At 67.3% G+C, this 23,595-nt stretch carries 22 protein-coding genes and 1 pseudogene; 9 read left to right on the top strand and 14 right to left on the bottom strand.

Annotated elements, in window-relative coordinates:
• The first annotated feature begins 6 nt into the window (after positions 1–6).
• The gene (locus ACYU8W_RS12740; RefSeq protein ID WP_499469588.1) at positions 7–2,034 is read left to right on the top strand and encodes a hypothetical protein; all 2,028 of its coding nucleotides are present in this window, start codon (positions 7–9) and stop codon (positions 2,032–2,034) included.
• Between the two features lie 64 nt (positions 2,035–2,098).
• Here ACYU8W_RS12740 and ACYU8W_RS12735 read toward each other — a convergent pair whose 3' ends face one another.
• Entirely contained in the window at positions 2,099–2,446 is a 348-nt protein-coding gene (locus ACYU8W_RS12735) for an ArsR/SmtB family transcription factor (protein WP_239702643.1), read from the bottom strand.
• Positions 2,447–2,708: 262 nt separating this feature from the next.
• Between ACYU8W_RS12735 and arsB the strand changes: the two genes are divergently transcribed.
• The 5 genes and pseudogenes from arsB to ACYU8W_RS12710 all read left to right on the top strand — a co-directional run bounded on the left by arsB (position 2,709) and on the right by ACYU8W_RS12710 (position 7,167).
• Positions 2,709–3,818, top strand: coding sequence for an ACR3 family arsenite efflux transporter (gene arsB, locus ACYU8W_RS12730; protein WP_499469586.1), 1,110 nt, complete (start codon positions 2,709–2,711; stop codon positions 3,816–3,818).
• Positions 3,811–4,233 carry an arsenite efflux transporter metallochaperone ArsD gene (gene arsD, locus ACYU8W_RS12725; RefSeq protein WP_499469584.1) on the top strand — a complete coding sequence of 141 codons (423 nt, stop codon included), beginning with the start codon at positions 3,811–3,813 and terminating at the stop codon, positions 4,231–4,233. The genes arsB and arsD overlap by 8 nt, the downstream gene beginning before the upstream one ends.
• A 12-nt stretch (positions 4,234–4,245) precedes the next feature.
• A complete protein-coding gene (gene arsA / locus ACYU8W_RS12720) occupies positions 4,246–6,012 on the top strand; it encodes an arsenical pump-driving ATPase (protein ID WP_499469582.1) in 1,767 nt (588 codons plus the stop codon).
• A gap of 112 nt (positions 6,013–6,124) precedes the next feature.
• A pseudogene (locus tag ACYU8W_RS12715) lies at positions 6,125–6,235 on the top strand (low molecular weight phosphatase family protein); the annotation flags it as partial.
• A gap of 2 nt (positions 6,236–6,237) precedes the next feature.
• Positions 6,238–7,167 (top strand): cation diffusion facilitator family transporter, encoded by a 930-nt coding sequence (locus ACYU8W_RS12710; protein WP_499469580.1) that lies wholly within the window; start codon positions 6,238–6,240, stop codon positions 7,165–7,167.
• A 17-nt stretch (positions 7,168–7,184) separates the two neighbouring features.
• Here ACYU8W_RS12710 and ACYU8W_RS12705 read toward each other — a convergent pair whose 3' ends face one another.
• From ACYU8W_RS12705 to ACYU8W_RS12685, 5 genes are all read right to left on the bottom strand, one after another.
• On the bottom strand, positions 7,185–8,627 hold the full coding sequence (locus ACYU8W_RS12705; RefSeq protein WP_499469578.1) for an MptA/MptB family glycosyltransferase: 1,443 nt from the start codon (positions 8,625–8,627) through the stop codon (positions 7,185–7,187).
• Positions 8,624–9,322, bottom strand: a complete 699-nt coding sequence (locus ACYU8W_RS12700; RefSeq protein WP_499469576.1) for a glycosyltransferase family 2 protein — start codon at positions 9,320–9,322, stop codon at positions 8,624–8,626. Before ACYU8W_RS12700 ends, ACYU8W_RS12705 begins: the two co-directional genes overlap by 4 nt.
• Complete coding sequence (locus ACYU8W_RS12695) at positions 9,322–10,197, bottom strand: DUF5926 family protein (protein ID WP_499469574.1); 876 nt, start codon at positions 10,195–10,197, stop codon at positions 9,322–9,324. The genes ACYU8W_RS12700 and ACYU8W_RS12695 overlap by 1 nt, the downstream gene beginning before the upstream one ends.
• A 147-nt stretch (positions 10,198–10,344) precedes the next feature.
• Complete coding sequence (locus ACYU8W_RS12690; protein WP_129624434.1) at positions 10,345–10,776, bottom strand: ATP-binding protein; 432 nt, start codon at positions 10,774–10,776, stop codon at positions 10,345–10,347.
• Positions 10,777–10,794: 18 nt separating this feature from the next.
• Positions 10,795–11,565 (bottom strand): glycerophosphodiester phosphodiesterase, encoded by a 771-nt coding sequence (locus ACYU8W_RS12685; protein ID WP_499469572.1) that lies wholly within the window; start codon positions 11,563–11,565, stop codon positions 10,795–10,797.
• Between the two features lie 147 nt (positions 11,566–11,712).
• Between ACYU8W_RS12685 and ACYU8W_RS12680 the strand changes: the two genes are divergently transcribed.
• Positions 11,713–12,699 (top strand): 3-hydroxyisobutyryl-CoA hydrolase, encoded by a 987-nt coding sequence (locus tag ACYU8W_RS12680; protein ID WP_499469570.1) that lies wholly within the window; start codon positions 11,713–11,715, stop codon positions 12,697–12,699.
• Positions 12,700–12,719: 20 nt separating this feature from the next.
• Here ACYU8W_RS12680 and ACYU8W_RS12675 read toward each other — a convergent pair whose 3' ends face one another.
• The 3 genes from ACYU8W_RS12675 to ACYU8W_RS12665 all read right to left on the bottom strand — a co-directional run bounded on the left by ACYU8W_RS12675 (position 12,720) and on the right by ACYU8W_RS12665 (position 15,559).
• Positions 12,720–13,217, bottom strand: a complete 498-nt coding sequence (locus tag ACYU8W_RS12675; protein ID WP_129624436.1) for a metallophosphoesterase family protein — start codon at positions 13,215–13,217, stop codon at positions 12,720–12,722.
• A gap of 3 nt (positions 13,218–13,220) precedes the next feature.
• Positions 13,221–13,508, bottom strand: coding sequence for a mycoredoxin (locus ACYU8W_RS12670; protein WP_499469568.1), 288 nt, complete (start codon positions 13,506–13,508; stop codon positions 13,221–13,223).
• Positions 13,509–14,101: 593 nt separating this feature from the next.
• Positions 14,102–15,559 carry a UDP-N-acetylmuramoyl-L-alanyl-D-glutamate--2,6-diaminopimelate ligase gene (locus ACYU8W_RS12665; RefSeq protein WP_499469566.1) on the bottom strand — a complete coding sequence of 486 codons (1,458 nt, stop codon included), beginning with the start codon at positions 15,557–15,559 and terminating at the stop codon, positions 14,102–14,104.
• A 91-nt stretch (positions 15,560–15,650) separates the two neighbouring features.
• On the opposite strand from ACYU8W_RS12665, the gene ACYU8W_RS12660 reads away from it, so the two are divergent.
• Positions 15,651–16,526 (top strand): M56 family metallopeptidase, encoded by an 876-nt coding sequence (locus ACYU8W_RS12660; RefSeq protein WP_499469564.1) that lies wholly within the window; start codon positions 15,651–15,653, stop codon positions 16,524–16,526.
• Here ACYU8W_RS12660 and ACYU8W_RS12655 read toward each other — a convergent pair whose 3' ends face one another.
• Genes ACYU8W_RS12655 through ACYU8W_RS12635 form a run of 5 tightly spaced genes read right to left on the bottom strand, consistent with a single transcriptional unit; the run spans position 16,527 to position 22,744 of the window.
• Positions 16,527–16,910, bottom strand: coding sequence for a BlaI/MecI/CopY family transcriptional regulator (locus ACYU8W_RS12655; RefSeq protein WP_239702655.1), 384 nt, complete (start codon positions 16,908–16,910; stop codon positions 16,527–16,529). It abuts the gene before it with no gap.
• Complete coding sequence (cydC, locus tag ACYU8W_RS12650) at positions 16,907–18,586, bottom strand: thiol reductant ABC exporter subunit CydC (RefSeq protein WP_499469561.1); 1,680 nt, start codon at positions 18,584–18,586, stop codon at positions 16,907–16,909. The genes ACYU8W_RS12655 and cydC overlap by 4 nt, the downstream gene beginning before the upstream one ends.
• Positions 18,583–20,202 carry a thiol reductant ABC exporter subunit CydD gene (gene cydD / locus ACYU8W_RS12645; protein ID WP_499469559.1) on the bottom strand — a complete coding sequence of 540 codons (1,620 nt, stop codon included), beginning with the start codon at positions 20,200–20,202 and terminating at the stop codon, positions 18,583–18,585. Before cydD ends, cydC begins: the two co-directional genes overlap by 4 nt.
• Position 20,203: 1 nt before the next feature.
• Positions 20,204–21,268, bottom strand: a complete 1,065-nt coding sequence (gene cydB / locus ACYU8W_RS12640) for a cytochrome d ubiquinol oxidase subunit II (RefSeq protein WP_499469557.1) — start codon at positions 21,266–21,268, stop codon at positions 20,204–20,206.
• Positions 21,269–21,301: 33 nt separating this feature from the next.
• A complete protein-coding gene (locus ACYU8W_RS12635) occupies positions 21,302–22,744 on the bottom strand; it encodes a cytochrome ubiquinol oxidase subunit I (RefSeq protein WP_499469555.1) in 1,443 nt (480 codons plus the stop codon).
• Positions 22,745–23,024: 280 nt separating this feature from the next.
• Between ACYU8W_RS12635 and ACYU8W_RS12630 the strand changes: the two genes are divergently transcribed.
• Positions 23,025–23,579, top strand: a complete 555-nt coding sequence (locus tag ACYU8W_RS12630; protein ID WP_499469553.1) for an LOG family protein — start codon at positions 23,025–23,027, stop codon at positions 23,577–23,579.
• Positions 23,580–23,595: the final 16 nt, after the last annotated feature.

Below are 23,595 nucleotides of genomic sequence, written 5' to 3'. Positions count from 1 at the left end.
GAGCGCATGACCCGCCGGTACACCCTCGTCGTCCTGGCTGCTCTGGTCTCCTTCGCCGCTCTCCTGGGGTTGGTGAACCTGGTCGATCGCGCCCCCGACCGCACCGATCTGAAGGCCGACCGGTCGATCGTCGTGATCGCCGCACCCGGTCTTCGCTGGGCTGATGTCACCCGCGCCGCGTACCCGGATCTGCGGGAGACGCTCGACTACGGCGCGATCGGTTCGGTCACGCCTCGTGGCGGCAAGACGGGTACGTGTTCGACGGACGCCTGGCTCAGCGTCTCTGCAGGACGAGGTGTGTCGGTTCCTGCGCTCTGCACCGATCCGCCGAAGCCGGCGGTCGCCGGGAGCGGCGCCAGGTTCGCCGACCGGTCGTCGTGGGACACCGACGAGGCCGACCGGATCGGCCTGCTCGCCGACCGCTACCGCGCAGCCGGGAAGTGTGTCGCGGCCGTGGGCCAGGACGCGGCCCTGGGCGCCTTGGGCAGTGACGGCACGGTCGACTCGTTCACCGCCTCGGCGAAAGGCACTCGCTACGACAAGTGCGCCCTCACCCTCGTCGACGCATCCGGCGGTTCGGCGCGCACCACGATGGCCCAGCTGAACGAGGCGTTCGCCGGCATCCCCGCATCCGCGACGGTGATCGTCACCGGTCTCTCCGACGGACCCGGCCAGCAGGAGCCCGGCGACGCACGGCTTCGGATGCTGTTCGTGCTCGGCAACTCGGTGAAGCACGGCACGCTGTGGTCGGCGTCCGTGCGCCAGTCGGGCATCGTCCAGTTGCCCGACCTGACCGCGACATTCCTCGCACCACTTGGTCCCGTGCCCTCGCAGGTGCAGGGATCACCGTTGCAACTGGCTCCCAATGAGACTCCGTCGTCCTCGCTGGTCAATCAGGCGCGGCAGGCAGACGACCAGTTGCGCGGCGTGTTCGACCTCAGCGTCCCGTTCTTCGCCGGCTGGGCCCTGCTCGGACTCATCCTCGGGATCCTGCTGTGGCGCAGCCGCACTCGTGTCGTCGGCTGGCTGCCACCAGTCCTCACCGTGTGGGCCGCCGTTCCGGCTGCCACCTTCCTCAGCGCCTTGGCACCATGGGCGGCTTGGCCTGCGGCGCCGGTCTGGCTGGTGGTGTTCACGCTGCTGTTCGCAGGCATCATCGCGGCGATCGCATACGCCGGTCGGTGGCGCCGCACCCCGACCGGCCCGATCATCGCCGTCGCGATCGCCACCTGGGTGATCATCGGTGTCGACGTGATGCACGGTTCGAGGCTTCAGTTCGGATCGCTGCTCGGCCTGCAACCGATCAACGGCGGCCGCTTCTACGGCATGGGCAACGTGGGGTTCGGACTCTTCGCCACCAGCGCCCTGATCGCGGCCGGCCTCGGTGCCGGCGCGCTGATCGTCCGCGGTGAACGACGCCTCGCAGCGGTCACCATCGCCCTCGCCGGCCTGGCCACCGTGATCATCGACGGATGGCCCGGCTGGGGAGCGGACTTCGGCGGTCCGCCGGCCGTGGTGCTGGCCGCCGTGGTGCTGGCCCTGCTCGCGCTCGCCGTCCGGTTGCGTCTGCGTCTGGTGCTGTTCGCCGGGGTGGCCGCGCTGGCCGTGGCGGCAGTGCTCGCGTTCGCCGACTGGCTTCGTCCGGCCGAATCCCGCACCCACCTGGGCAAATTCGTGCAACAGGTGATCGACGGCGAGGGTCTCGACGTCGTCGGGGACAAGCTCGGTGCGAACGTGCAGTTGGTGTTCGGGACGCCGTTCAGCCCGCTCGTGCCCATCGCCCTCGCCGTGCTGATCTGGATGATGGCCCGACCGACCTCACGTCCTGGCCGGGCGCTCGATGACGCGCTTGCCCGCGTCCGCTTCGGCCGCGAGACCTTGATCGGTCTGCTGGTGCTCTGGACCATCGGATTCGTGCTCAACGACTCCGGACTCGCTTTGCTGCTCAACGGAATCGGACTCGCCCTGGCGCTCGCTCTTGCACTCGCGGCTCAGACCCTTCGCCGCGAGCAGGACCCGACGATCCACATCTGATCCGATCCTCGGATATCGAGCTTGCTCGGGTCGCGTGGCGGGGCTGTCTCGGCCCCCGCGCCGGTCAGGCCCGAAGTCTCGCCAGTGTGCTCACCGCACGGTTGACCTCTTTGCCGAGTTCGGTCGGCCAGTAGTGCACCCACGTGCCGCGGCGCTCGCAGTCGATGAGCCCGGCTTCGCGCAGTTTCTTCAGGTGGTGCGAGACCGTCGGCTGGGACACCCCGACGTCCTGGATGTCGCAGACGCACAGCGAATCGGTAACCGCGGCGATCCGGGAGAACAGACGAAGCCGCACCGGGTCGGCCACGGCCTTGAGCAGCACCGCAGCAGCCTCGGCATCCGGGACGCACAGTCCGGCCGGCTCACCAGGCGCACAGCAGTCGGTGGCGGGAGCAGGCGCGAGCTTCGTCATCCATCCATGTTGACAAATATCGAAGCAATCCGCCAGGGTTGCTGTATCGACGTTCATCTAATCCGAGGAACAACTCATGGTCGACCGGTCCGACATCCGTGAACAGGTACGGCAGCCGTACGCCGACTCCGCTCGCTCCACCTCTGAGCGAGGCCGCGTACCGAGACGCGCTCGAAGCGAGCGGATGGACAGACGTGGGGATCTGCTACACCCACGAGGTGCACGAGTTCGCCAAGGCTGCGATCGTCCGGGCGGTACGCCCATGAGCGACACGCGGACGCACACCGCGAAGTCCGAGCCATCGGTCGCCACCAAGCTCTCGACTCTCGATCGCTTCCTTCCGGTCTGGATCCTTGCCGCGATGGTCATCGGGCTACTGCTCGGCCGATTGGTGCCCGGCCTCGGATCCACACTCGGCGCCGTGGAGTTGGACGGAGTCTCGCTTCCGATCGCCATCGGACTGCTGGTGATGATGTACCCGGTGCTTGCCAAGGTGCGCTACGACCGGCTCGACACCGTTTCCGGTGACCGGCGTTTGTTGGGCGCGAGCCTCGCGCTCAACTGGATCATCGGCCCGGCCCTGATGTTCGTCCTCGCGTGGATCTTCCTGCCCGATCTGCCGGAGTACCGCACCGGCCTGATCATTGTCGGCCTGGCCCGTTGCATCGCGATGGTGATCATCTGGAACGACCTTGCCTGCGGCGATCGGGAGGCCGCTGCCGTACTCGTCGCGATCAACTCGGTCTTCCAGGTCATCGCGTTCGCGGCTCTCGGGTGGTTCTACCTGTCTGTCCTGCCGGGCTGGCTCGGACTCGACCAGACCCAGCTCGACGTGTCCGCATGGCAGATCGCCAAGTCCGTTCTGATCTTCCTCGGCATCCCCTTGCTTGCCGGATACCTGAGCCGCAGGATCGGCGAGAAGCGTTGGGGCGCAGACGCGTACGAGCGTTCCTTCCTGCCGAAGATCGGCCCGTGGGCGCTGTACGGCCTGCTGTTCACCATCGTGATCCTGTTCGCGCTGCAGGGTGAACAGATCACCTCTCGCCCGATGGACGTTGCCCGGATCTCACTCCCGCTCCTGGCCTACTTCGTCGTCATGTGGGGAGGCGGTTACCTGCTCGGCCGAGCTCTCGACATGAGCTACGAGCGCACCACGACACTCGCCTTCACCGCCGCCGGAAACAACTTCGAACTCGCGATTGCCGTCGCGATCGCGACCTTCGGAGTCACCTCCGGCCAAGCACTCGCCGGTGTGGTCGGTCCACTGATCGAAGTGCCCGTGCTCGTCGCTCTGGTCTACGTCGCCCTCGCCCTGCGTCCACGCTTCGACCGCTCTACCAGCACTGCCAGTTCCAAGGAGAATCATGTCTGAGTCGCGTCCGTCCATCCTGGGTCCGGCCGTCCGCGTCTTCGAGCCTGCGCTGTGCTGCAACACCGGGGTCTGCGGGCCGGAACTGGACGAGGAGTTGGTGCGCTTCACCGCCGACCTCGATCACCTGCAGCATCAGGGTGCCGACATAGAGCGGCACAACCTCGGGAACGATCCATCGGCGTTTGCCGCGAACCAAGTCGTCGCCGACTTTCTGCGGGTCGCGGGTTCAGCCGGTCTGCCGTTGACGACGGTGGACGGAGTGACCGTCGCGACCGGGCGGTATCCGGACCGCGATGAACTCTCGCGTTTCACCGGTATCACTGCACCGGCCGGTCTTCCCGCCGGCGTTACCGATGTGGGCCTGTCCTCGACCGCGAAAGCCTGCGGTCCCGACGCCGAATCCAACTGCTGCTGAACGGAGTTCGATATGACCTTGACGTTTCTGGAAGAACTCCCCCGGTTCGTCTTCTTCACCGGCAAGGGCGGAGTCGGGAAGACCTCGCTGGCCTGCGCAACAGCAGTGAGCCTCGCGGAATCCGGCAAGCGCGTCCTTTTGCTGTCGACCGACCCGGCATCCAATGTCGGGCAAGTGTTCGACCTCACCGTCGGTGACCGAATCACGCCCGTACCCCAGGTACCCGGACTGGATACGCTCGAGATCGACCCGAACGAGGCCGCCGAGGCCTACCGGGAGAAGATCATCGCACCGGTCCGTGACCTGCTCCCCCAGGCCGAGCTCGACTCGATCACCGAACAGCTTTCGGGTTCGTGCACGACCGAGATCGCCTCTTTCAACGAGTTCACCAGCTTCCTGGCCGACGACGAACGCATCAGCGACTACGACCACGTCGTCTTCGACACCGCACCGACCGGACACACGATCCGACTGCTGCAACTGCCCGGTGAGTGGAGCTCCTTCCTGGACGCCGGCAAGGGAGACGCCTCCTGCCTGGGCCCGATGGCCGGGCTCGACCGCACCCGCGCGGTCTACGCCGAAGCCGTCCGCCGCCTGGCCGACCCCGCCACCACCCGACTGGTGCTGGTCGCCCGAGCCCAGCAGGCGACCTTGCGCGAAGCAGCACGCACCAGCGAAGAACTCGCACAAATCGGCATCACCAGCCAACACCTCGTCGTCAATGCCGTTCTCCCCGCAGCCGCCACCGGTGACGACCTGGCCGACGCGGTCCACCGCCGAGAGACCGACGCCATCGAGAATTTGCCCGCCGCCCTGAAGCCTCTGCCGCTGACCACCGTTCCTTTACGGGCGCACACGGTCGTCGGCGTGGACGCCGTCCGAAACCTTCTTGCATCCGACATCGAGGTTCCCGACGGCGCCGAAAGCAGCGAGCAACTGGACCTGGGCCCGTTGGCCGGGCTCGTCGACGAACTCGCGACGTCCGATCACGGGCTGGTCATGTGCATGGGCAAGGGCGGAGTCGGCAAGACGACAGTGGCCGCTGCGATCGCCGTGGCGCTCGCCGACCGCGGGCACGCTGTTCACCTGACGACCACCGACCCGGCCGCACACCTGGACGAGGTGCTGGAACAGGAGGTGGTCGGCAACCTGACGGTGTCGCGCATCGATCCCCAGCTGGCCACGCAGGAGTACCGCGACAAGGTGATGGCGAGCAAGGGCAAGAACCTCGACGACGCCGGCCGGGCACGGCTGGCCGAAGACCTCTTGTCGCCGTGCACCGAAGAGGTCGCCGTCTTCGGGCAGTTCTCCCACATGGTCAACCAGGCCCGCCGTCACTTCGTCGTCATGGACACCGCGCCTACGGGGCACACGCTGCTGTTGATGGACGCGACCGGTTCGTATCACCGAGACATCGCCCGCAGCATGGGCGACTCCGGCACGTACACCACCCCGCTGATGCGACTGCGCGACCCCGACCTGACCAAGGTCGTGATCGTGACCCTGCCCGACACCACCCCGGTGTTGGAGGCGACCGAGTTGCAGAACGACCTGGAGCGTGCCGAGATCCACCCGTGGGCCTGGGTCGTGAACGGCTCGCTGGCCGCAGCGCACGCCACCTCGCCGTTCCTCGCCGCCCGCGCCGCCGCCGAGGAGCAACACCTGAACCAAATCAGCCGACGGGCCGACCGCACCGCGATGATCCCGATGCTCGCCGACGAGCCCCACGGCCCGCAGGCTCTCCGCCGACTCACCGAGTCGAGCCACCAACCCACCTGACCCATCACTCGGTCGTCCGCGAGATACGCGACGACATCCAGGCGGGCGTCACTACGCTGCTGCGCGAGATCCTCTGAGCATTCACCGATCTGCCTGCCCGGAAGGAACACGGATGTCCGAACACACTGATCGCCCGTCCGTCCTGTTCGTCTGCGTGCACAATGCAGGGCGCTCGCAGATGGGCGCGGCCTACACCCACCACCTGTCCGCCGGCGCGGTCGAACGGTGAGCGGCGCGCAGGGACACGGGCACGGCCACGACCACGCGTCCGGGTTGGTCGATCACCGCAGACGGTTGGCGGCCGTGCTTGCCATCACCGTCACCGTCCTGGTCGTTGAAGTCGTGGGCGCGATCGCGTCCGGCAGCCTGGCGTTGCTGGCCGACGCCGGCCACATGCTCACCGACGTCGCCGGCCTGACGATGGCGATGGTCGCCGCCACGCTCGCGCGTCGGCCGGCAACACCGTTCCGCACGTGGGGATTCCTGCGCGCGGAGATCGTCGGGGCGGCTGCGCAGGCAATGCTCCTGCTCGCCGTCGGGGTGTTCATCCTGGTCGAGAGTGTCCAGCGACTGCTCGAGCCGCCCGAGATCACTTCAACCGTCATGGTCGTCTTCGGAATCGTCGGTCTGGTGGGCAACGCCATCGGGATGGCCGTGCTGGCCGGTTCGCGATCAGCCGACCTCAACATGCGAGCGGCGTTCCTCGAGGTCGCCAACGATGCCCTCGGTTCGGTCGCGGTGATCGTTGCCGCTGTGGTGATCGCGACCATCGGCTTCACCCGGGCGGACGCGTTCGCCTCGTTGGTCATCGTCGCCTTGATCGTGCCGCGCACCGTCCGCCTGCTCCGCGAAGCGGTGCACGTGTTGATGGAGTCGACGCCTCCGGGTCTCGATCTCGTGGCCGTCCGGAAAAGCATCCTGGCCCTTCCCCACGTGCGTGACGTGCACGATCTGCACGCGACGCAGGTTGCGACCGGAATGCCCGTGTTGACCGCACACCTGGTCGTCGACGACACCTGCTTCCGCGATTCGCACACGCTGCAGTTGCTCGACGCCGTCCAGCGAAGGCTCCGGGACGACTTCGCGATCGAGCACTCGACCATCCAGTTCGAGGGACCCGCGCACGGCGGTCACGAGTACCCGACCCACGCCTGACCGGCGTGGGTTCTGCGCTACGTGTGGTCGGTTGCTTTCGTTGAGCGCCACGCGAGAGCGGCGAGCGCCAGCAGCGAGGCCCAGCACACGTACGGCGTGACATTGGTGCGGAACCCGAGCGTCCATTCCTGCACGGACGGCGCGACCCCGGTGGCGCGACCGGGCACGTACGCCAGCGTCATGAACAGGTGGCGCACCAGCAGGATCGCGTCCCACACGAACGGGATCACCAGCGGCAGCAACATCCAGGTGACTGCGTCGTACCAGGGCAGTGTGTACGGCGCGAGCAGCACGTAAGCGGTCATCAGCACGAACGTCCCCAGGACGGCGTCGCGGGTGCGGTCGTCGTGGATCGAGTCTGCGAGTCCGAGTCGGCACGCCAGCCGATAGCCGAACCAGGCGAACGCGATCATGCCGGCGGCGGACAGACCGAAAACGACTGCGGTGACGGCCCATTCGGGCATGAAATGGCGAAGCCCCCGGATAACCGGCGACCACGGGGACGCGTACGAGAACGAACCGCCGGCCGCCTTCAGCTGGCGCAGCACGTTGGGCCCGGCGATCAGATACGCAGGTACGACGACCAATGCGAAACCCCCGAACAGTCGCAGCACGGAAGACTTCAGTCGCTCGCGGTCGAGCGTCCGCCAGGCCCACAGGATCGCCACCAGGACGACGCCGTAGGTCACCTTCGTCGCGAAGGCTGAACCGACGAAGATCCCTGCCGCCACAGGCTTCTTGTGCATCGCCCAGAGCGCGCCGAGCACGAACACTCCGGCGATGAGGTCGACATGGGCGCCGAGCACCAGGACGCTGAACACCAGTGGGTTGAAGGTCCAGAGCACGTCCACGCGGCGCCGGGAGACATCGTCGGCGGCCATGCGCAGCAACAGGATTCGCACGGCGACCCAGGCGAAGACGACGAACCACTGCCAGATCCAGACGGTGTCGCGCAGGTTCGTCCCGCCGACCGCGGACGAGACCGCCTGCAGCGCGGTCGAGATAGGCCCGTAGATGCTGGGGGTGTCCTGCCACGGCGCCTGCACGGCACTGGCCACCGGGTCGAGGCCCTGATGCCACTTGATCGGTGACTCGACGTACGGGTCGTCACCACTGACGGCGATGCGACCGTAGGCGGCGTAGTTGATGTGGTCAGCCGAACCGAACGGTCCGGTCAGCAGCGCTCCCGCGCCGAGCAGCGCGACGGCCCACCACCGGGCCGGACGCGGAGGCATCCGCAACAGGCCGAGCAGAACGCCGATCGTTCCGGCGATGCAGGCGACGAACAGGATCGTCGTGACGACGGCGGCACTGGGATACCAGGGAACGAAAGGGCCGGGCGCGAACTCGCCCGGTCCGAGAGGAGGTTTGGCTGCGGAGGTGCGGCCGGCGCCGACCAACAGAAGAAGGCCGAACGCAAGCAGCAGCAACGGGATTCGTGACTGCCGAAGCAGCCTCACCGTTTGGCCCGCCGTTGGCGAAGCGCGATCCAGACGTCCTTGAACTGATTCGCACGATGCAACTGCGCGCCCAGATCGGTGCCGGTGACCCGGTGGTGCAGGGCGACCGGCACCTCTTGCACGCGCAGACCGGCCCGCAGGACATCGATCGTCATCCCGACCTCGACACCCCAGCCGGTGGCGAACGGCAGAGCTTCGTCGAGGGCCTCCCGGTTCAGACAGCGCTGTCCGGAGAGCGGCTGCTCGAAACGTCGCCCGGTGGCCTCCTGGATGCCATCACGAGCCAGTCGGACGACGCGTCCGGTGCCACCACCGGAGGTCTTCTGCGCAGGCAACGTGGCGATGGTCATGTCAGCCTCCTCCGCAAGGATCGGCCGAATGAGCGGGGTGATCTCGTGAGCGGAGTCCTCCAGATCGGCGTCGACGAACAGCACGGGGCTCCTGCCGTAACCGAGCTGCTCGGCGTAGACGACACCGCTGTCCATCGCGGTCGCCTTGCCGAGCGTGCGCGGGTGCCGCGACACGTAAGCGCCTGCGTCCGCTGCCAATTGGTGTGTTCCGTCGCCGGACCCGTCGTCGACGACGATGACGCTCAGCACCTCGGGCAGGCTCAACACCGCCTGCACCGTGGCTTCGATCCTTGCCGCTTCGTCCTTGGCCGGGACGATCGCGATGACCCCTTGCCGGACCGGCATCAGCGCAGCGTGATCTGTCGACTCACGACGCCGTTACGGGCGCGACGCTCCTGCGGCGTGAGCGCGGCGTCGTTCTTCACAGCCTTGTCGAAACGGGCGGCGAGCGCCTTCATCTCGGCGTCGTGCGCGGAAGCTTCCACGGACGCGTCCACCTCCCACACCGGGACGAGCAGGCCGTACGCACGGAATGCACCGAGCAGACGTCCCTGGCCGAGGCCGCTCTCACCGGCAGCGTGCAGACGCGCGAGGGCATCCGTCGCCTTGTCCTCGTCGACCTCGAGGATCCAACGCACATAGGTGCGCTGACCGATCTGACACCAGTACGCGGACGGGACGTCCTTCATCCGGACCGTCGGCGACACGGACTCGTTCGCACGGTCCATCGAAGCACGACCGGCCTCGTCGAGGTCCTGGCCCTCGACCCAGAAGTCGAACCCGTCGTGCACGGTGACCTCGAGGTCGTCGCTCTTGACGAAGTCCTGCATCCGGGGGCTGTCGGCGGTGGTGCGCGGAGCGTCCTCGAGCGGCATGCCGGCCTCGAGTTCGATTGCGGCGCGGACGACTTCGGCCAGGTCGCGGCTGGCATCACCGGAGCCGGTGAGCGACTGCAGGGCGACGAAGATCTCGCCGGTGTCGCGCTTCATCGCCGGCCAACCCATCGGCAGGACGGTGGCGAGCGTGATGTCGTGGCTGGTGCCGTCGACCTCGACGGTCACCGGGGCGGACGCGGCCGGCACGATCTCGCGCATGGCGACCCACTGGGCCTGGTTCGGCAGGCCTTCGAAGGGTCGGGCGACGTACGGTGCCGGTTGTACTTTCGCCGGCTTGATGCCGGCGGCCTTGTTCTGTGCTTTACGTCGCGAAGCCTTGCCCATGGTGGGTCAGCGTACCTACCCGTGGCACCGAATCGGTCCCGGGCTCAATGCGCTCCTCGCGTCACCTTGGTTTCGGCGCCTACGCCTTCCTTCGTCATGCGTAGGGCTCAACCAGCGCAGGTGGGTGGCCCGCAGGTGAGTTACCGGTCAGACCCGGCGACGACTCGGGCCACCCATGGCAGCCCAGACGGTGGTGCGGCTGTCCTCGTCCGCGACGCCCCACTCGTGGGCGAGGGAACGCACGATGCGCAGGCCGCGGCCGCTGTTGGCCCAGGGGGTCTGGGGCTTGGGCTGGGGCGAACGCTCACCACCGCCGTCGCTGACCTCGATCTCAATGCGCGGCGGCCGCACCTTCCAGTGCACTCGGATGGTGCCGTCGGGCAGCGGGCGGCCGTGCAGCAACGCGTTGGCGACGAGTTCGGAGACGACGGTCTCGGTCTCCTCGATGACCTCGGTGGGTACGAGTGAACCGGCGAGGTCCTCGGTGAACACGCGCCGCACCTCCGGCACGGAGTCGCTGGTGAAGGCAAGGCGCACGGTGCGCACCCAGGAGTCGTTGGTGGAGCCGTCTTCGGTCATGCGCGCAAGTTTGTCATCTCAGGAGTAGGCGCGCTCGACAGCCTCTCGAACTGCAGCGGGTCGGTTGGTGATGATCGCGTCGACGCCGAGGTCGAGGCACAACTGGATGTCCTCGGGCGAGTCGACGGTCCACGCGTGCACGTGGTTGCCGACCGCGTGGTGGCGGGCCACGAACTTGCGGTCCCGGCGCAGCAACCCCATACCGGGACCGGCGATCGAGGCATTCGGACCGACGCAGGTGCGGTAGCGAAGCAGTTGCACGGTCTCGACCAACTGCACCCGCTCGAGTTCTGGCGCCAACCGTACGAAGCGCGCGACTGCCCGGGACGAGAACGACATGAGTCGCACCTGCAGATCGGCCGTCGCCGTATCGAGCAGCCCGTACTCCTCCAGCACCTCGGCGAGCACTTCCTCGATGCGAGCCGGTTGCCGGAACGGGTGCTTGGTCTCGATCACCAGTTGCAGCTTGCGCGGCCCGTCGAGCAGCGTCTCGATCAGTTCCCGGAGGGTGAGCAGCGAGCCGGTGTGACCCTCGCCCTTCCAGGAGCCCCATTCGAACTCCTGCAACTGTTCCAGCGTCAACTGGGAGACGACGCCGGTGCCGCTGCTGGTGCGGTGGAGTGTGCGGTCGTGGACGCACACGAGCTGCTCGTCGGACGTCAGCCGGACGTCGCACTCGACGCCGTCCGCGCCGTCCTCGAAGGCTTGTTCGTACGCCCTCAGTGTGTGCTCGGGGTGAGCCTCGCTCGATCCGCGATGGGCAATCACCAGGGGCGGTGTCTCACGCACGACTGCAATCCTGCCGCACTCAACAGCCACCCCGCACCAAGGCGCGACCGTCGCGCCTTACGCCGTGGTACGGACTCGTGCCCGGGCGTAAGGCGTGATCGTCGCTCCTTACGCCAAGCGGACGCGTCCGTCTGAGAAGGTGGCGCTATGACTGACGTGGAGTTCCAGGTGGAGGGGCGTCTCGGCCGCATCGTGCTCGACCGGCCGAAGGCACTCAACGCACTGACGTTGCCCATGGTCGAGGCCGTCGATGCGCAACTGCAGCAGTGGGAGCGCGACGAAGCGATCAGCTCGCTCACGATCGAGGGCGCCGGCGAGCGTGGGCTGTGCGCGGGCGGCGATGTAGTCGCAGTGCGCACGGAGATCCTCGACAGCCAGGACGGTCAGCACTTCTTCGGAGCCGAGTACGCGATGAACGCCCGCCTGGCCGCCTACCCCAAACCGATCGTGGTCTTCCAGGACGGGTACGTGCTCGGTGGCGGCGTGGGGGTGTCGGCACATTGCTCGTTGCGGCTGGCAACCGAACGCACCAAGGTCGCGATGCCGGAAACGATCATCGGCTTCTTCCCGGACGTGGGCGCGATGCACCTGCTCGCCTCGGCGCCCGGCGAGATCGGCACCCACCTGGCACTGACCGGGCAGATGATCTCCGGTGCGGACGCGGTTTACGCCGGGCTCTCGGACGCCGTTATCGACTCGGCGTCGTGGCCGGCCGTCGTCTCCTCGCTCGCCGACGGACGCGCACCTGACTATGAGGCGCAGTACGTGCGCAGCGAACTTGCCGGACAACAGGATTGGATCGACGAGTGTTACGCGGGGGATGACGCGTTCGTCATTCTGGAACGCCTTCGCACCTCGTCCGTCGAGCAGGCCCGGGTGGCCGCCAAACTGATTGCGCAGCGTTCGCCCTGGTCGGTCTCGGTCACGCTGGCGGCTCTGCGCCGGGCGGCCTCGATGGAAACGGTCGACGAGGTGCTGGCCCAGGACCTGCGACTGGCCCGCGTCGTGTCACACCACGCCGACTTCGCCGAGGGCGTGCGTGCGCAGTTGGTCGACAAGGACCGTGCCCCGAAGTGGACGCACGCCTCGCTCGACGAAGTTCCGAAGGACGAGGTCGACGCAGCGTTCGACTGAGGCCGATGCCCCGGTGCAGTTCAGAGGGTGATCAGGTCGTGGCGCACCAGTGCGCCGGCCTCGATCTCCAGCATCCCGGCAGTCGGACGCGGCTGCCGGCGTTTGTCGGTCGGCGATCCGGGATTGAACAGATGGCACCCGTCGTCGACCACGTCCATCGGGATGTGCGAATGCCCGTAGACGACCAGCTCCGCGTCCGGGAAACGACGCCGCATCCGGCGGCCACGACCCTGGCGCGCACCGGAGTTGTGGATCATCGCCACCCGCAGACCGTCGATCTCCCACTCCAGCGTCTCTGGCACCCCGGCGTTCCACGCCGCCACGTCCGGCCCGTCGTTGTTGCCGAGTACCACTCGCACGGGCGCGTAAGCGGCCAGTTCGTCGAGCACCGACGGGACGCACACGTCACCGGCATGCAGGATCAGGTCGGCCTGCTCGAGCAGCGGAACGAGCGCCGGCGGCACCGTCTTCCAGAAGCGAGGCGCATGCGTGTCGGCCAGCACCAGGACTCTCGTCACGACTCAGTTTCCGCGGAGGCGTGAACGCACCTGTGCCGGCGAGGGATTGGTCTCGCAGTCCCCGTCCGGGAAGACCACGGTCGGCACAGTGCGGTTGCCGTGGTTGATCACCTCGACGAGTTCTGCCGCGGCGGGTGAGCGCTCGATGTCGATCTCGGTGTAATCGATGCCCTCGCGGTCGAGGCCGGCCTTCAACCGGCGGCAGTAGCCACACCACCCGGTGGAGAACAGCGTGACGGTGCCCGCGGCCGGCAACTCGACGCCGCGGGGAAGGATCTGGCTCACGTTCATGACCACACCAACACCACAGCGTTGATCGGGATTCCACCGTGCGCCGCCCGCTGCCCTCCGCTGTGCCGGAACACCGACGAATGCGAGCGGTTTCGGCGCCTACGCATTCGTTCCTCATGCGTAGGGCTCAACCAGCGAGAGGGTATGGGCTCGACCAGCGGCAGGACGCTGACCCACACAACTCCCGCTGGTTGAGCCACGCCGATGAGGAACGAATCAGCGTGCGCCGAAACCACTCCCGCGCACGAAGCACCCGCTCAGCGATCAGCGAGCAACTCCGTGACCCCACACAATCCCCGCTGGTTGAGCCACGCCGATGAGGAACGAATCAGCGTGCGCCGAAACCACTCCCGCGCACGAAGCACCCGCTCAGCGATCGGCGAGCAACTCCGTGACCCCACACAATCCCCGCTGGTTGAGCCACGCCGATGAGGGACGAATCAGCGTGCGCCGAAACCACTCCCGCGCACGAAGCACCCGCTCAGCGATCAGCGAGCAACTCCGTGACCCCACACAACTCCCGCTGGTTGAGCCACGCCGATGAGGAACGAATCAGCGTGCGCCGAAACCACTCCCGCGCACGAAGCACCCGATCAACGGTCGGCGAGCAGCTCGGTGACGACGGTCGGGTCGTGGAAGTCGATGTCACCCGTGGGCAGGTGCTGGACGCGTTCGTGACCCTTGCCGGCGACGACCACGACGTCGCCCGGACGCGCCTCGTCCAGGGCTTGACGGATAGCTTCGCGGCGTTCGAGCACGACCGCCGTGTTCGAACTGTCGGCACCGCTCATCACCTCGTCGGCGATGGCCTGCGGGTCCTCGGAGTACGCGTCGTCGGTGGTGATGATGTTGATGTCACCCAGTCGGGAGGCCACCGTCCCCATCGGTGCACGCTTAGCCGGATCCCGTTCTCCCGCAGCGCCGTACACCACGATCAACCGGGCATCATCACCTCGCGTCGAGGTCACCTCACGGGCCACCTCGAGCAGGGCGCGGAGTGCATCGTCGGTGTGGGCGTAGTCGACGATCACCTCGAACCCGCGATCCGCAGCGGCCGGGACCCGCTCGAACCGGCCGGGCACCTGCGGGATGGTCTGCGCCGCCGCGACGAGCGTGTCGGCGTCCATGCCCATCTCCAGCAGCAACGCCGACGCGCCCGCGACATTGTGCACGTTGTAGTCACCCAGCAGCGGAGTACGGAACGCGAGTGACTGCCCGGCGGGGGTTTTCAGCATGAACGCGGTGCCCGCACCCTCAAGCCGGACATCCTCGATGCGGTAGTCGGCGTCGGCGGAAGCACCGTACGTGAGCGTGCCGTCTACTTCGTCGGCGATGCGGCGACCGTACTCGTCGTCGGCATTGACCAGCTTGGGTCCGTCGGTGCGCTCGAACAGCCTCCGCTTGGTGCGGTAGTAGTCCTCCATGTCGGGATGAAAGTCGAGGTGATCCCGCGTGAGATTGGTGAAGAGGGCTGCCGCGTAACGCGTGCCGAGCACTCGGTGCAGCGCGAGACCGTGCGAACTGGTCTCCAGCACGACATGCTTCGCGCCGCCGTCGAGCATGCGACGCAGGTTGCCCTGGACGACAGGTGCCTCGCCCGTCGTCCGCACCGCCGGTTCGCGGTGTCTCCCGACCACGATCTCGGCAGTGGTGAGCAGGCCAGTCGCGTCCTCGCCGTACGCGGCCGACAGAATCCCGTGCAGCACATACGAACTCGTCGTCTTGCCGTTCGTTCCGGTGACGCCGTAGACGGTCAGTTCATGTGACGGATTCCCGGCGAACGCACACGCCAACTGTGCCAGGGCAACCCGGGCGTCCGGCACAACAGCCGTCGGCACGCCGTCGATCGGTTCCTGCGCCACCACCAGTCGTGCGCCGCGGGAGATCGCGCCCGGAGCGTACTTGGCACCGTCGCTGGTGAACCCCTTGATCGCGACGAACACCCCGCCGGGCTGCACCTGGTTCGATGCATTGGTCACGGCGGTGAACTCGCCCTCGACCGGCACCTCGGTGCTCAGAACGGTTGCAATTTCAGCGGAGTTCAGCCTCACCCGACGAGCCTAGCAACGGGCGCCCGACCCGCCTTCGACGCGCTTGCCGACCGACCTCGTGGCGAGGAGCCGTCCTGGCGATAATGGACGCGTGTTCGTCGTGGCGTTGATACTGCTGGCGGTGCTGCTGGCCTGGCCGATGCCCCGTCTTCTCCCCCGGCTCACCGCACTGCGTTCGGTGCCCGCGGCGGCCTTGCTGCTGTGGCAGAGCGTATCGCTCGCCGCCGTCGCCTCTGGACTGCTCGCAGCCCCGCTGGCCGTCCTTCTGTACGCCCGAGCGACCTCCGGACATCACGATCCCGACCCCGGCAAGCACCTGACACTCCTGCTGGCCGGTCTCGTGGTCACCGGCTTCCTGCTGGCTCGCCTGCTGCTGCAGGGCCACCGGATCGGCACGGACCTACGCCGCGGACGCCGTGAGCACACCGAACTGGTCGACCTCATCGGTATCGATGACGCGGCCCTCGGGGAGAACGTCCGGGTGTTGGCTCACCCGACACCGACGGCGTACTGCGTTCCCGGCTCCAGCCGGCGGGTGATCCTGACCCAGGGAACGCTCGACACTCTCGACGCGGATCAACTGGAGGCCGTTCTGGCACATGAGCGTTCGCATCTGCGACAGCGGCACGACCTCGTCCTGGAGTTCTTCACGGTGTTGCACACCGCCGTGCCCGCGGCCGTGCGCAGCACTGCCGGGCTGCGCGAGGTGAAGTTGCTGATCGAGTTGCTGGCCGACCGCTGGGCCGTCGGTGTGACCGGCAAGCGGCCGGTCGCCACCGCGATGCTGGCGCTCGCCGAAGGACAACACCCGGCGTCGGCGCTGGGCGCGACGGACGATGCGGTGATCCGCGTCGAGCAGCTGGCGTACGGCACCTACCGCCGGCGACTGGCTCTCGGAACGGTGTTGACCGCGATGTTCGTGCTGCAGCTGCCCGGGCTGCTCACCGTTGCGACTCTCGTCGGCTGATCAAAGCGCCTCCAGCGCCTTGCGGACGCGGGCGAGATCGCGGTCGGGCATGTCCTGCAGGAAGTGCAGCACGGCGTCCGACTCGGCCGAGCCACCCCAGTCGGCGAGCGTTTCGCGCAACGCCTGGGCGGTGAGCTCCTCACGGCTGGACGCCGCGCTGTAGCGCCAGGCACGCCCGTCCCGGACGCGCTCGGTCAGGCCCTTCTTGGCCAGACGGTCGGCAACCGTCATCACCGTCGTGTAGGCGCGCTTCTTGCCGTCGGTCTGTTCGAGGCGTTCGGCGATCTCACGCACGATGAGTGGAGTCTCGGTGGCCCACAGGCACTCCATGATCGCGCGTTCGAGGTCGCCGAGGCCGTTGGCGCTGACGTTGTCACGATTCATGAGGTCCATCCCGATGGTGCAGGCTCGTAGGAGCGGTGATCGTTCAACTTTACGACTCGCTGGGCACCGATGGTTCCCACCGGCTGGTGCGCGACGAGGATCACGGTGCGGCCGGTGGTCGCGCTGTGCAGGTCGGCGAGCACCTCGCGTGCGGTCGGGGTGTCCAGGTGAGCGACCGGCTCGTCGAGCAACACGATCGGACGACCCGAAAGCACTGCGCGTGCGATCCCCAGTCGGGCTCGTTCTCCTCCGGAGACGCCTCGGTTGCCGTCGCCGAGTTCGGTGTCGAGGCCGGCGGGCAGCGCGGCGAGCCAGTGTCCGAGCCCGGACTGCACCAGGGCTGCCGCGACCTGCTGGTCGGACGCTCCCGGACGAGCGAGCAGCATGTTGGCGCGCACGGTGCCGACGAAGATGTGGGGTTCGTCGTCGACGACGGCGAACAGGTCACGGACGGCGTCGAGCGACAGGCTGCGGACGTCGCGTCCGCCGATCAGGTACGACCCGGACGCCGGGTTGAGGTGACGAGCGAGCACCGCGAGCAACGTGGACTTGCCGGAGCCGTTCGGGCCGGTGATCGTCACGTGCTCGCCCGGACGGATCATCAGATCGAGCGGCGCCAGGTGCACCGCATCGTCGGTCCAGGCGGCGCTGACATCGCGCAGCTCGACAGTCGTGTCCGTGCCCGGTTCGTCGTGAGCAGTCGCGACGACCGCCGGAGCCTGGTCGAGCAGGACGCTCAGCCGCTTCGTGGCAGCTCGGCCGCGGGCGAGCGCGCCGACGGCGTCCGGGATCAGGCCGAGCACGTCGCCGAGCGCCAACGGCATGAACACGAGCAGGGCTGCCAGGGGCGTGTCCAGGTCACCGCTACGCACCGGGTCGAACAACAGGTAACCGAGTGCGACGGTGGCAGTCCCGGTGAGCGCCAACGAGAGTCCGAGACCGACCGAGCGCCCGCGGGCCTGCCGGCGACTCGCGCCTTCGAGCTCGGCCTGCGCCTCGTCGATCCAGCGCAGAGCTTCGTCGGATGCCCCGATCGCCTGCAGCTCGGCGGGGTTGGCCGACACGAGGTGCGCCGCGCGCTGCACCGCTGCGCGTGCTTCGAGTACCTGCGCCTGGCCGCGGCGTTCCAGCGCGAGGTCGAGCGCCCCCACGAGCACGGCTGAAGCACAGAACATCACCAGCACGAACCCGGCTGTTGCGTTCAGCACGAATGCGACGGTCACCGCAGCGGCCGACGCGACCAGTGTGGCGATCAACGGCACGACGGAGCGCACCTGTAGATCGACGACATCGTCGAGGTCCCGGACAACGCCGGTGAGCAGATCGGCGCGACGCCGGCGTCCGAGCCTGGCCGGGGTCAGCGGGATGAGTCGCCGGTAGACCTCGGTGCGCTCGTGCCGCAACGAGTTCAACGCGGCGTCGTGCGAGATGACCCGCTCGACGTAACGGAACGCCGGGCGTCCCATGCCGAACGCGCGAACCCCGACGACCGCGGTGAGCAGGGTGAGGATCACCGGGTGCTTGCTCGCCTGCACGATCAGCCAGCCCGAGGTGGCGGTCAGGAAGACACCGCATCCGACGGCGAGGCCGCCGATGATTGCGGCGATCACGATCTTGGCGCGTGACGGAGGCGACTGCTTCTTGATCGATGGTCCGTACGGGGTCCACTGGTTCATCGGGCCGCCGCCCGGTGAGTGAGGCGGATGGTGTGATCGGCGCGGTCGATGAGTTCGTCGTCGTGGCTGACGACCACCACCGGACGCCGCGCGGCGAGATCGACGATCAGGTCGCGGACGTCGTCCGCCGCCTCGGGGTCGAGGTGCGCCGTGGGTTCGTCGACGAGCAGCACGTCGGCGTCGCTCAGCCAGGCTCGGGTGAGAACGAGACGGGCGCGCTGGCCGGCGGACAGGCCGAAGCCGTTGTCTCCCAACGCAGTCTCCAAACCGGCGGGGAGGGTGCCGAGGATGCGCTCGAAGCCGGTGGCAGACATCGCCTCGTCGAGACGTGAGGTGTCGCTGACACCGAAGAGCAGGTTGTCGCGCACGCTCATCGGCGCGATGAACGGGGTCTGGGTGACCAGGTGGGTGGTCGGACGCTCGATGGTGCCGGCCGTCGATGTGCGCAGTCCGGCGAGCAGTTCGAGCAGCGTGGTCTTGCCGCATCCGGAGGGTCCGGCCAGCACGGTGAGGCCCGGCTCGACCGTGAACGAGACGTCGTCCAGCACGTCGTGGTCGGTGCCCGGGTAGCGATAGCGGACGCCGTCCAGCACCAGCGCTCTCCTTGCGGCTCCTGCGTCCGCAACACCTTGGTTTCGGCGCGTGCGGTTTCGTTCCTCATCCGCACGGCACGACCAGCGGTCGGACGGCGCGCTCGGAAGCAACGAATCGATCGCCTCGACACCGTCGGCGGCGGCGTGGAACTCCTGCCCCACCCGGCGGATCGGCCAGTACGCCTCCGGCGCGAGCAGGATCGCGGTCAGCGCGACACCGAGTTCCAGTTCGTCCCATGCCAGACGCATGCCGGTCCAGACCGCGACGATCGCGACCGAGATGGTGGCCAGCAGTTCCAGGGCTGCGGACGACATGAACGCGATCCGCAGCGTGCGGACGGTGGCGACCCGGTGCCGGTCGCCGACCGCAGAAACCTGTTCGGCCTGGTGCTCGGCGCGGCCGTAGGAGACCAGCGTCGGCAGTCCGCGCATCACGTCCAGGAAGTGACCGGACAAGCGGGTCTGGGTCTTCCACCGCTTCTCGGTGGCGTCCTGCGTGAAGCGTCCGATCAGGGCCGCGAACACCGGCAGCAGAGGCAACGTCAGCACCACGATGAGCGCGCTGCTCCAGTCGACGAACAGCAGGCAGAGGACAGCGAGCGGTGGCACGACGGCAGCCGCCACCAAGGAGGGCAGGTAGCGGGCGACATACGGCTCGACCGCACTCGCCCCGTGGGTCGAGACCGTCATCAGACGGGCGGCGTCCGGACGCTCGTCCGCAGGCGCCGCGAGCATCCGTCGCAGGTAGTCATGACGCAGTGCACCCGAGATGCGGGTCGCCGCCCAGGACGCGACCTGCTCGGTGAGCAAGGACAGCAGACCGCGGATTACGAAGACGACAACAACCGCGACCGCCGGGCCCGTCAGCGAGTGCCCGCGGACCAGAGCTACCACCAGCGCCGCGATCGCGAACGCACCGGAGATGGCCGCGACCCCCGACAGGCCACCCAGCACACCGAGCACCACAACGGGCACTCGGGTGGCGGGTACTTCCTTGACCAGTCGGGGGTCGAACGGCTTCATGTCAGGCGTCCACCTCGTCCTGGATCTTCAGCGGGTCGACGGCGCCGGGGATGTGCTCGACACTGATCCGGCGACGGAACACCCAGTAGTTCCACGCGGTGTACGCCAGCGCGATCGGGGTGAAGATCAGCGCTGCTCCGGTCATGATCTGCAGCGTCAGGTGCGAGCTGGACGCGTTCTCGACCGTCAGGTTGAACCGATCATCCGTCGTGCTCGGCATGACGTTCGGGAAGATCGCCAGGAAGTAGGTCGCGACGGCCATCACCCAGGTGATGGTGGTGCCGATGAACGCCTTGCCCTCCGCACCCTTGGTGTTGAAGAAGATCGCCGCGAGCAGCGACACTGCCGCGATCGCCGTGGTGATCCAGGAGCCGACGTTGCCGGTCTTGAGGCCGACCCACAGCAGCAGCACGACGGCCAGTACCGCCGTCACCAGGCCGGCCTTGGTGGCGAAGGCGCGGGCGTCGTGGCGGATCTGACCGGCGGTCTTCAGCGCGATGAAGTGGCCGCCGTGGGTGAGCGACAGGCCGACGAACACCAGACCACCGAGCAGCGACAGCGGGTTCAGCAGCGTGAACAGGTTGCCGGTGAAGATGAACTCCTGGTGCCGGTCCTGGGTGATCGGCACACCGGCGACGATGTTGGTCAGCGCCACACCGAGCAGCAGCGGCGGCAGCAACGAGCCGATCATGATGCAGAGATCCCAGCCTTTGCGCCACTCGTCCGAGTCACGCTTGTGGCGGTACTCGAAGCCCATGTTGCGCACGATCAGGGCGACCAGGATGAGCAGCAGTGCCAGATAGAACCCGCTGAACAGCGTGCCGTACCAGGCCGGGAACGCCGCGAACATCGCACCGCCGGCGGTGAGCAGCCAGACCTCGTTGCCGTCCCAGAACGGGCCGATGGTGTTGAGCAGGACGCGGCGACGCTTGTCGGTGTCGGCCTTGTCCGAGCCCTTGCCGAGGATCGGTAGCGACATCCCGACCCCGAAGTCGAAGCCTTCGAGCACGAAGTAGCCGGTCCACAGGACGCCGATGATGATGAACCAGAGTGTTTCGAGAGACATGTGTTCTCAGTCCTTTTCGCGAATGTCCGGCGGTCAGTAGGCGAACGCCAACTGGTCGTCGTCCTCGAGCATCTTGGGTTCTTCGAAGGGCTCGGCCCCCTTCTTGATGTAGTCGAGGAAGAGCTTCACCTCGATCACGGCGAGCACCGCGTACAGCAGGGTGTAGACGATCAGCGAGATCGCGACGTCGGCGGTCGAGGCGGCCGTGGACAGACCCGTCTCGGTGGTCATGACGCCGTAGACCAACCACGGTTGACGACCGATCTCGGTGAAGATCCAGCCGAAGCTGTTGGCGAACACCGGCGCGAACGGGGTCAGCACCGCGATCCAGATGAACAGCTTGCTCGTCGGAGTACCGCCCTTGCGGGTCTTCCACAGCACCAGCGCTGCGCCGGCCGTCGCCGCCATGCCCAGGCCGATCATGAACCGGAAGGACCAGTAGGAGCCGGGGATGTTCGGCACGTAGCTGGAGGGGCTGATGTAGTGCTCGGGGACGCCGTATTCCTTGTTCTTCTCCGCGATGGCAGCCGGCAGTTCACGACGCAGATCGTTGATGCCGGCGACCTCGCCGTTCATGTCACCGGTGGCCAGGAACGACAACACCTTGGGGACGGTGACGGCGAACTCCTCCTTGCTGCCGTCCAGAGATCCGATGGTGAACACCGAGAAGCTCGCCGGCTGCTCGGTGTCGTACAGCGCCTCGGCGGCAGCCATCTTCATCGGCTGGACGTCGGTCATGATCTTGCCCTGGATATCGCCGGAGATGAGCATCGCGACGCTGGCGACCAGGGTCACCCAGGCACCCACGCGGGCGCTCTTGCGGTACATGCCGCGGTCGGCTTCCGCGCGTCCCTTCATCAACTTCCACAGACCGACTCCCATGACCATCGCGCCACCGGTCATGTAGGCGGCGGACACGACGTGCGGGAAGGTGACCAGTTGCACCTTGTTGGTGAGGACGGCGACGAAGTCGGTGAGTTCTGCGCGGTTCTTCAACTCGTTGTACTTGAACCCGACCGGGTTCTGCATGAACGAGTTCGCGGCCAGGATGAAGTAGGCCGACAGGACGGTGCCGATGTGCACCAGCCAGATGCACATCACGTGCAGCTTCTCGGGTATGCGCCCCCAACCGAAGATCCACAGGCCGAGGAAGGTCGACTCCAGGAAGAAGGCCAGCAACGCCTCGAACGCGAGCGGGGCGCCGAAGATGTCTCCGACGAACCGGCTGTAGGCCGACCAGTTCATCCCGAACTGGAACTCCTGGACGATGCCGGTGACCAGGCCGAGCGCGAAGTTGATCGTGAACAGCTTGCCGAAGAACTTCGCCAAGCGCAGCCACTCCGGGTTGCGGGTGCGCAACCACGCGGTGTGGAAGCCGGCGACAACGGCGGACATGCCGATCGTGATCGGCACGAAGAAGAAGTGGTAGACGGTCGTGATGGCGAACTGCCATCTCGCCAGATCAAGCGCATCCACTGGGCGTACTCCTGAAATTCCCGGGTCCGGACACAGGTGGTCCCCGTGTCGCCGAGTCCGATACTACTCCTAGTAGTACTACCCGCCACCTGTACTGGATTTTTACCGCGTGATACCCGTCACGCAGACGGGCCTGGCACCCACCTGGGCCGATCTTCCCCTCTTCGGTTTCGCCGTGTGCGCGATGATCCCGGGCCAGACCAGGGAGGTCGGCCAAAAACTGCCGCATCGCGCTGTTCGCCGTCCCCGACCAGCAACCGGCGCCTGGAACAATCGCCGGATGACTTCACCGCTGCGACGCATCGCCGTGTTCTGCGCATCCCGACCCGGGATCGACGACTCGCTGACGAAGGCTGCATACGACGCCGGGAACTGGCTGGCCCGCAACGACATCGGCCTGGTGTACGGCGGTGGGGGCAGCGGTCTCATGGGCGCAGTCTCCAGTGGCGCACTGGACGCCGGTGGCGAAGTGATCGGCGTCATCCCGCAGTCGATGATCGACCGCGAATGGGGTCGGCACGACCTCACCCGACTCGACGTCGTCCAGACCATGCATGAGCGCAAGGCCTTGATGGCGGACCATGCAGACGCGTTCCTCTGCCTGCCCGGTGGGCTGGGCACCCTCGAGGAGATCTTCGAGGTCTGGACCTGGCGCACGCTCGGCTATCACGACAAGCCGGTGGGCTTCCTGGACACCGGCGGCTTCTGGCAGCCGATGCTCGAAGTGTTGCAGGCGATGGTCGCGAACGACTTCGTCCACGAGGCGACGCTGAAGGACATCGTTGTGGAAGAGACCATGGACGCGGCCGTCGCAGGTCTGGCCGAACGCGTCTGACCACCTGTCGACAATT

It is taken from the genome of Yimella radicis, from assembly GCF_054778255.1.
This window is presented reverse-complemented; position numbering and strand designations above follow the sequence as displayed.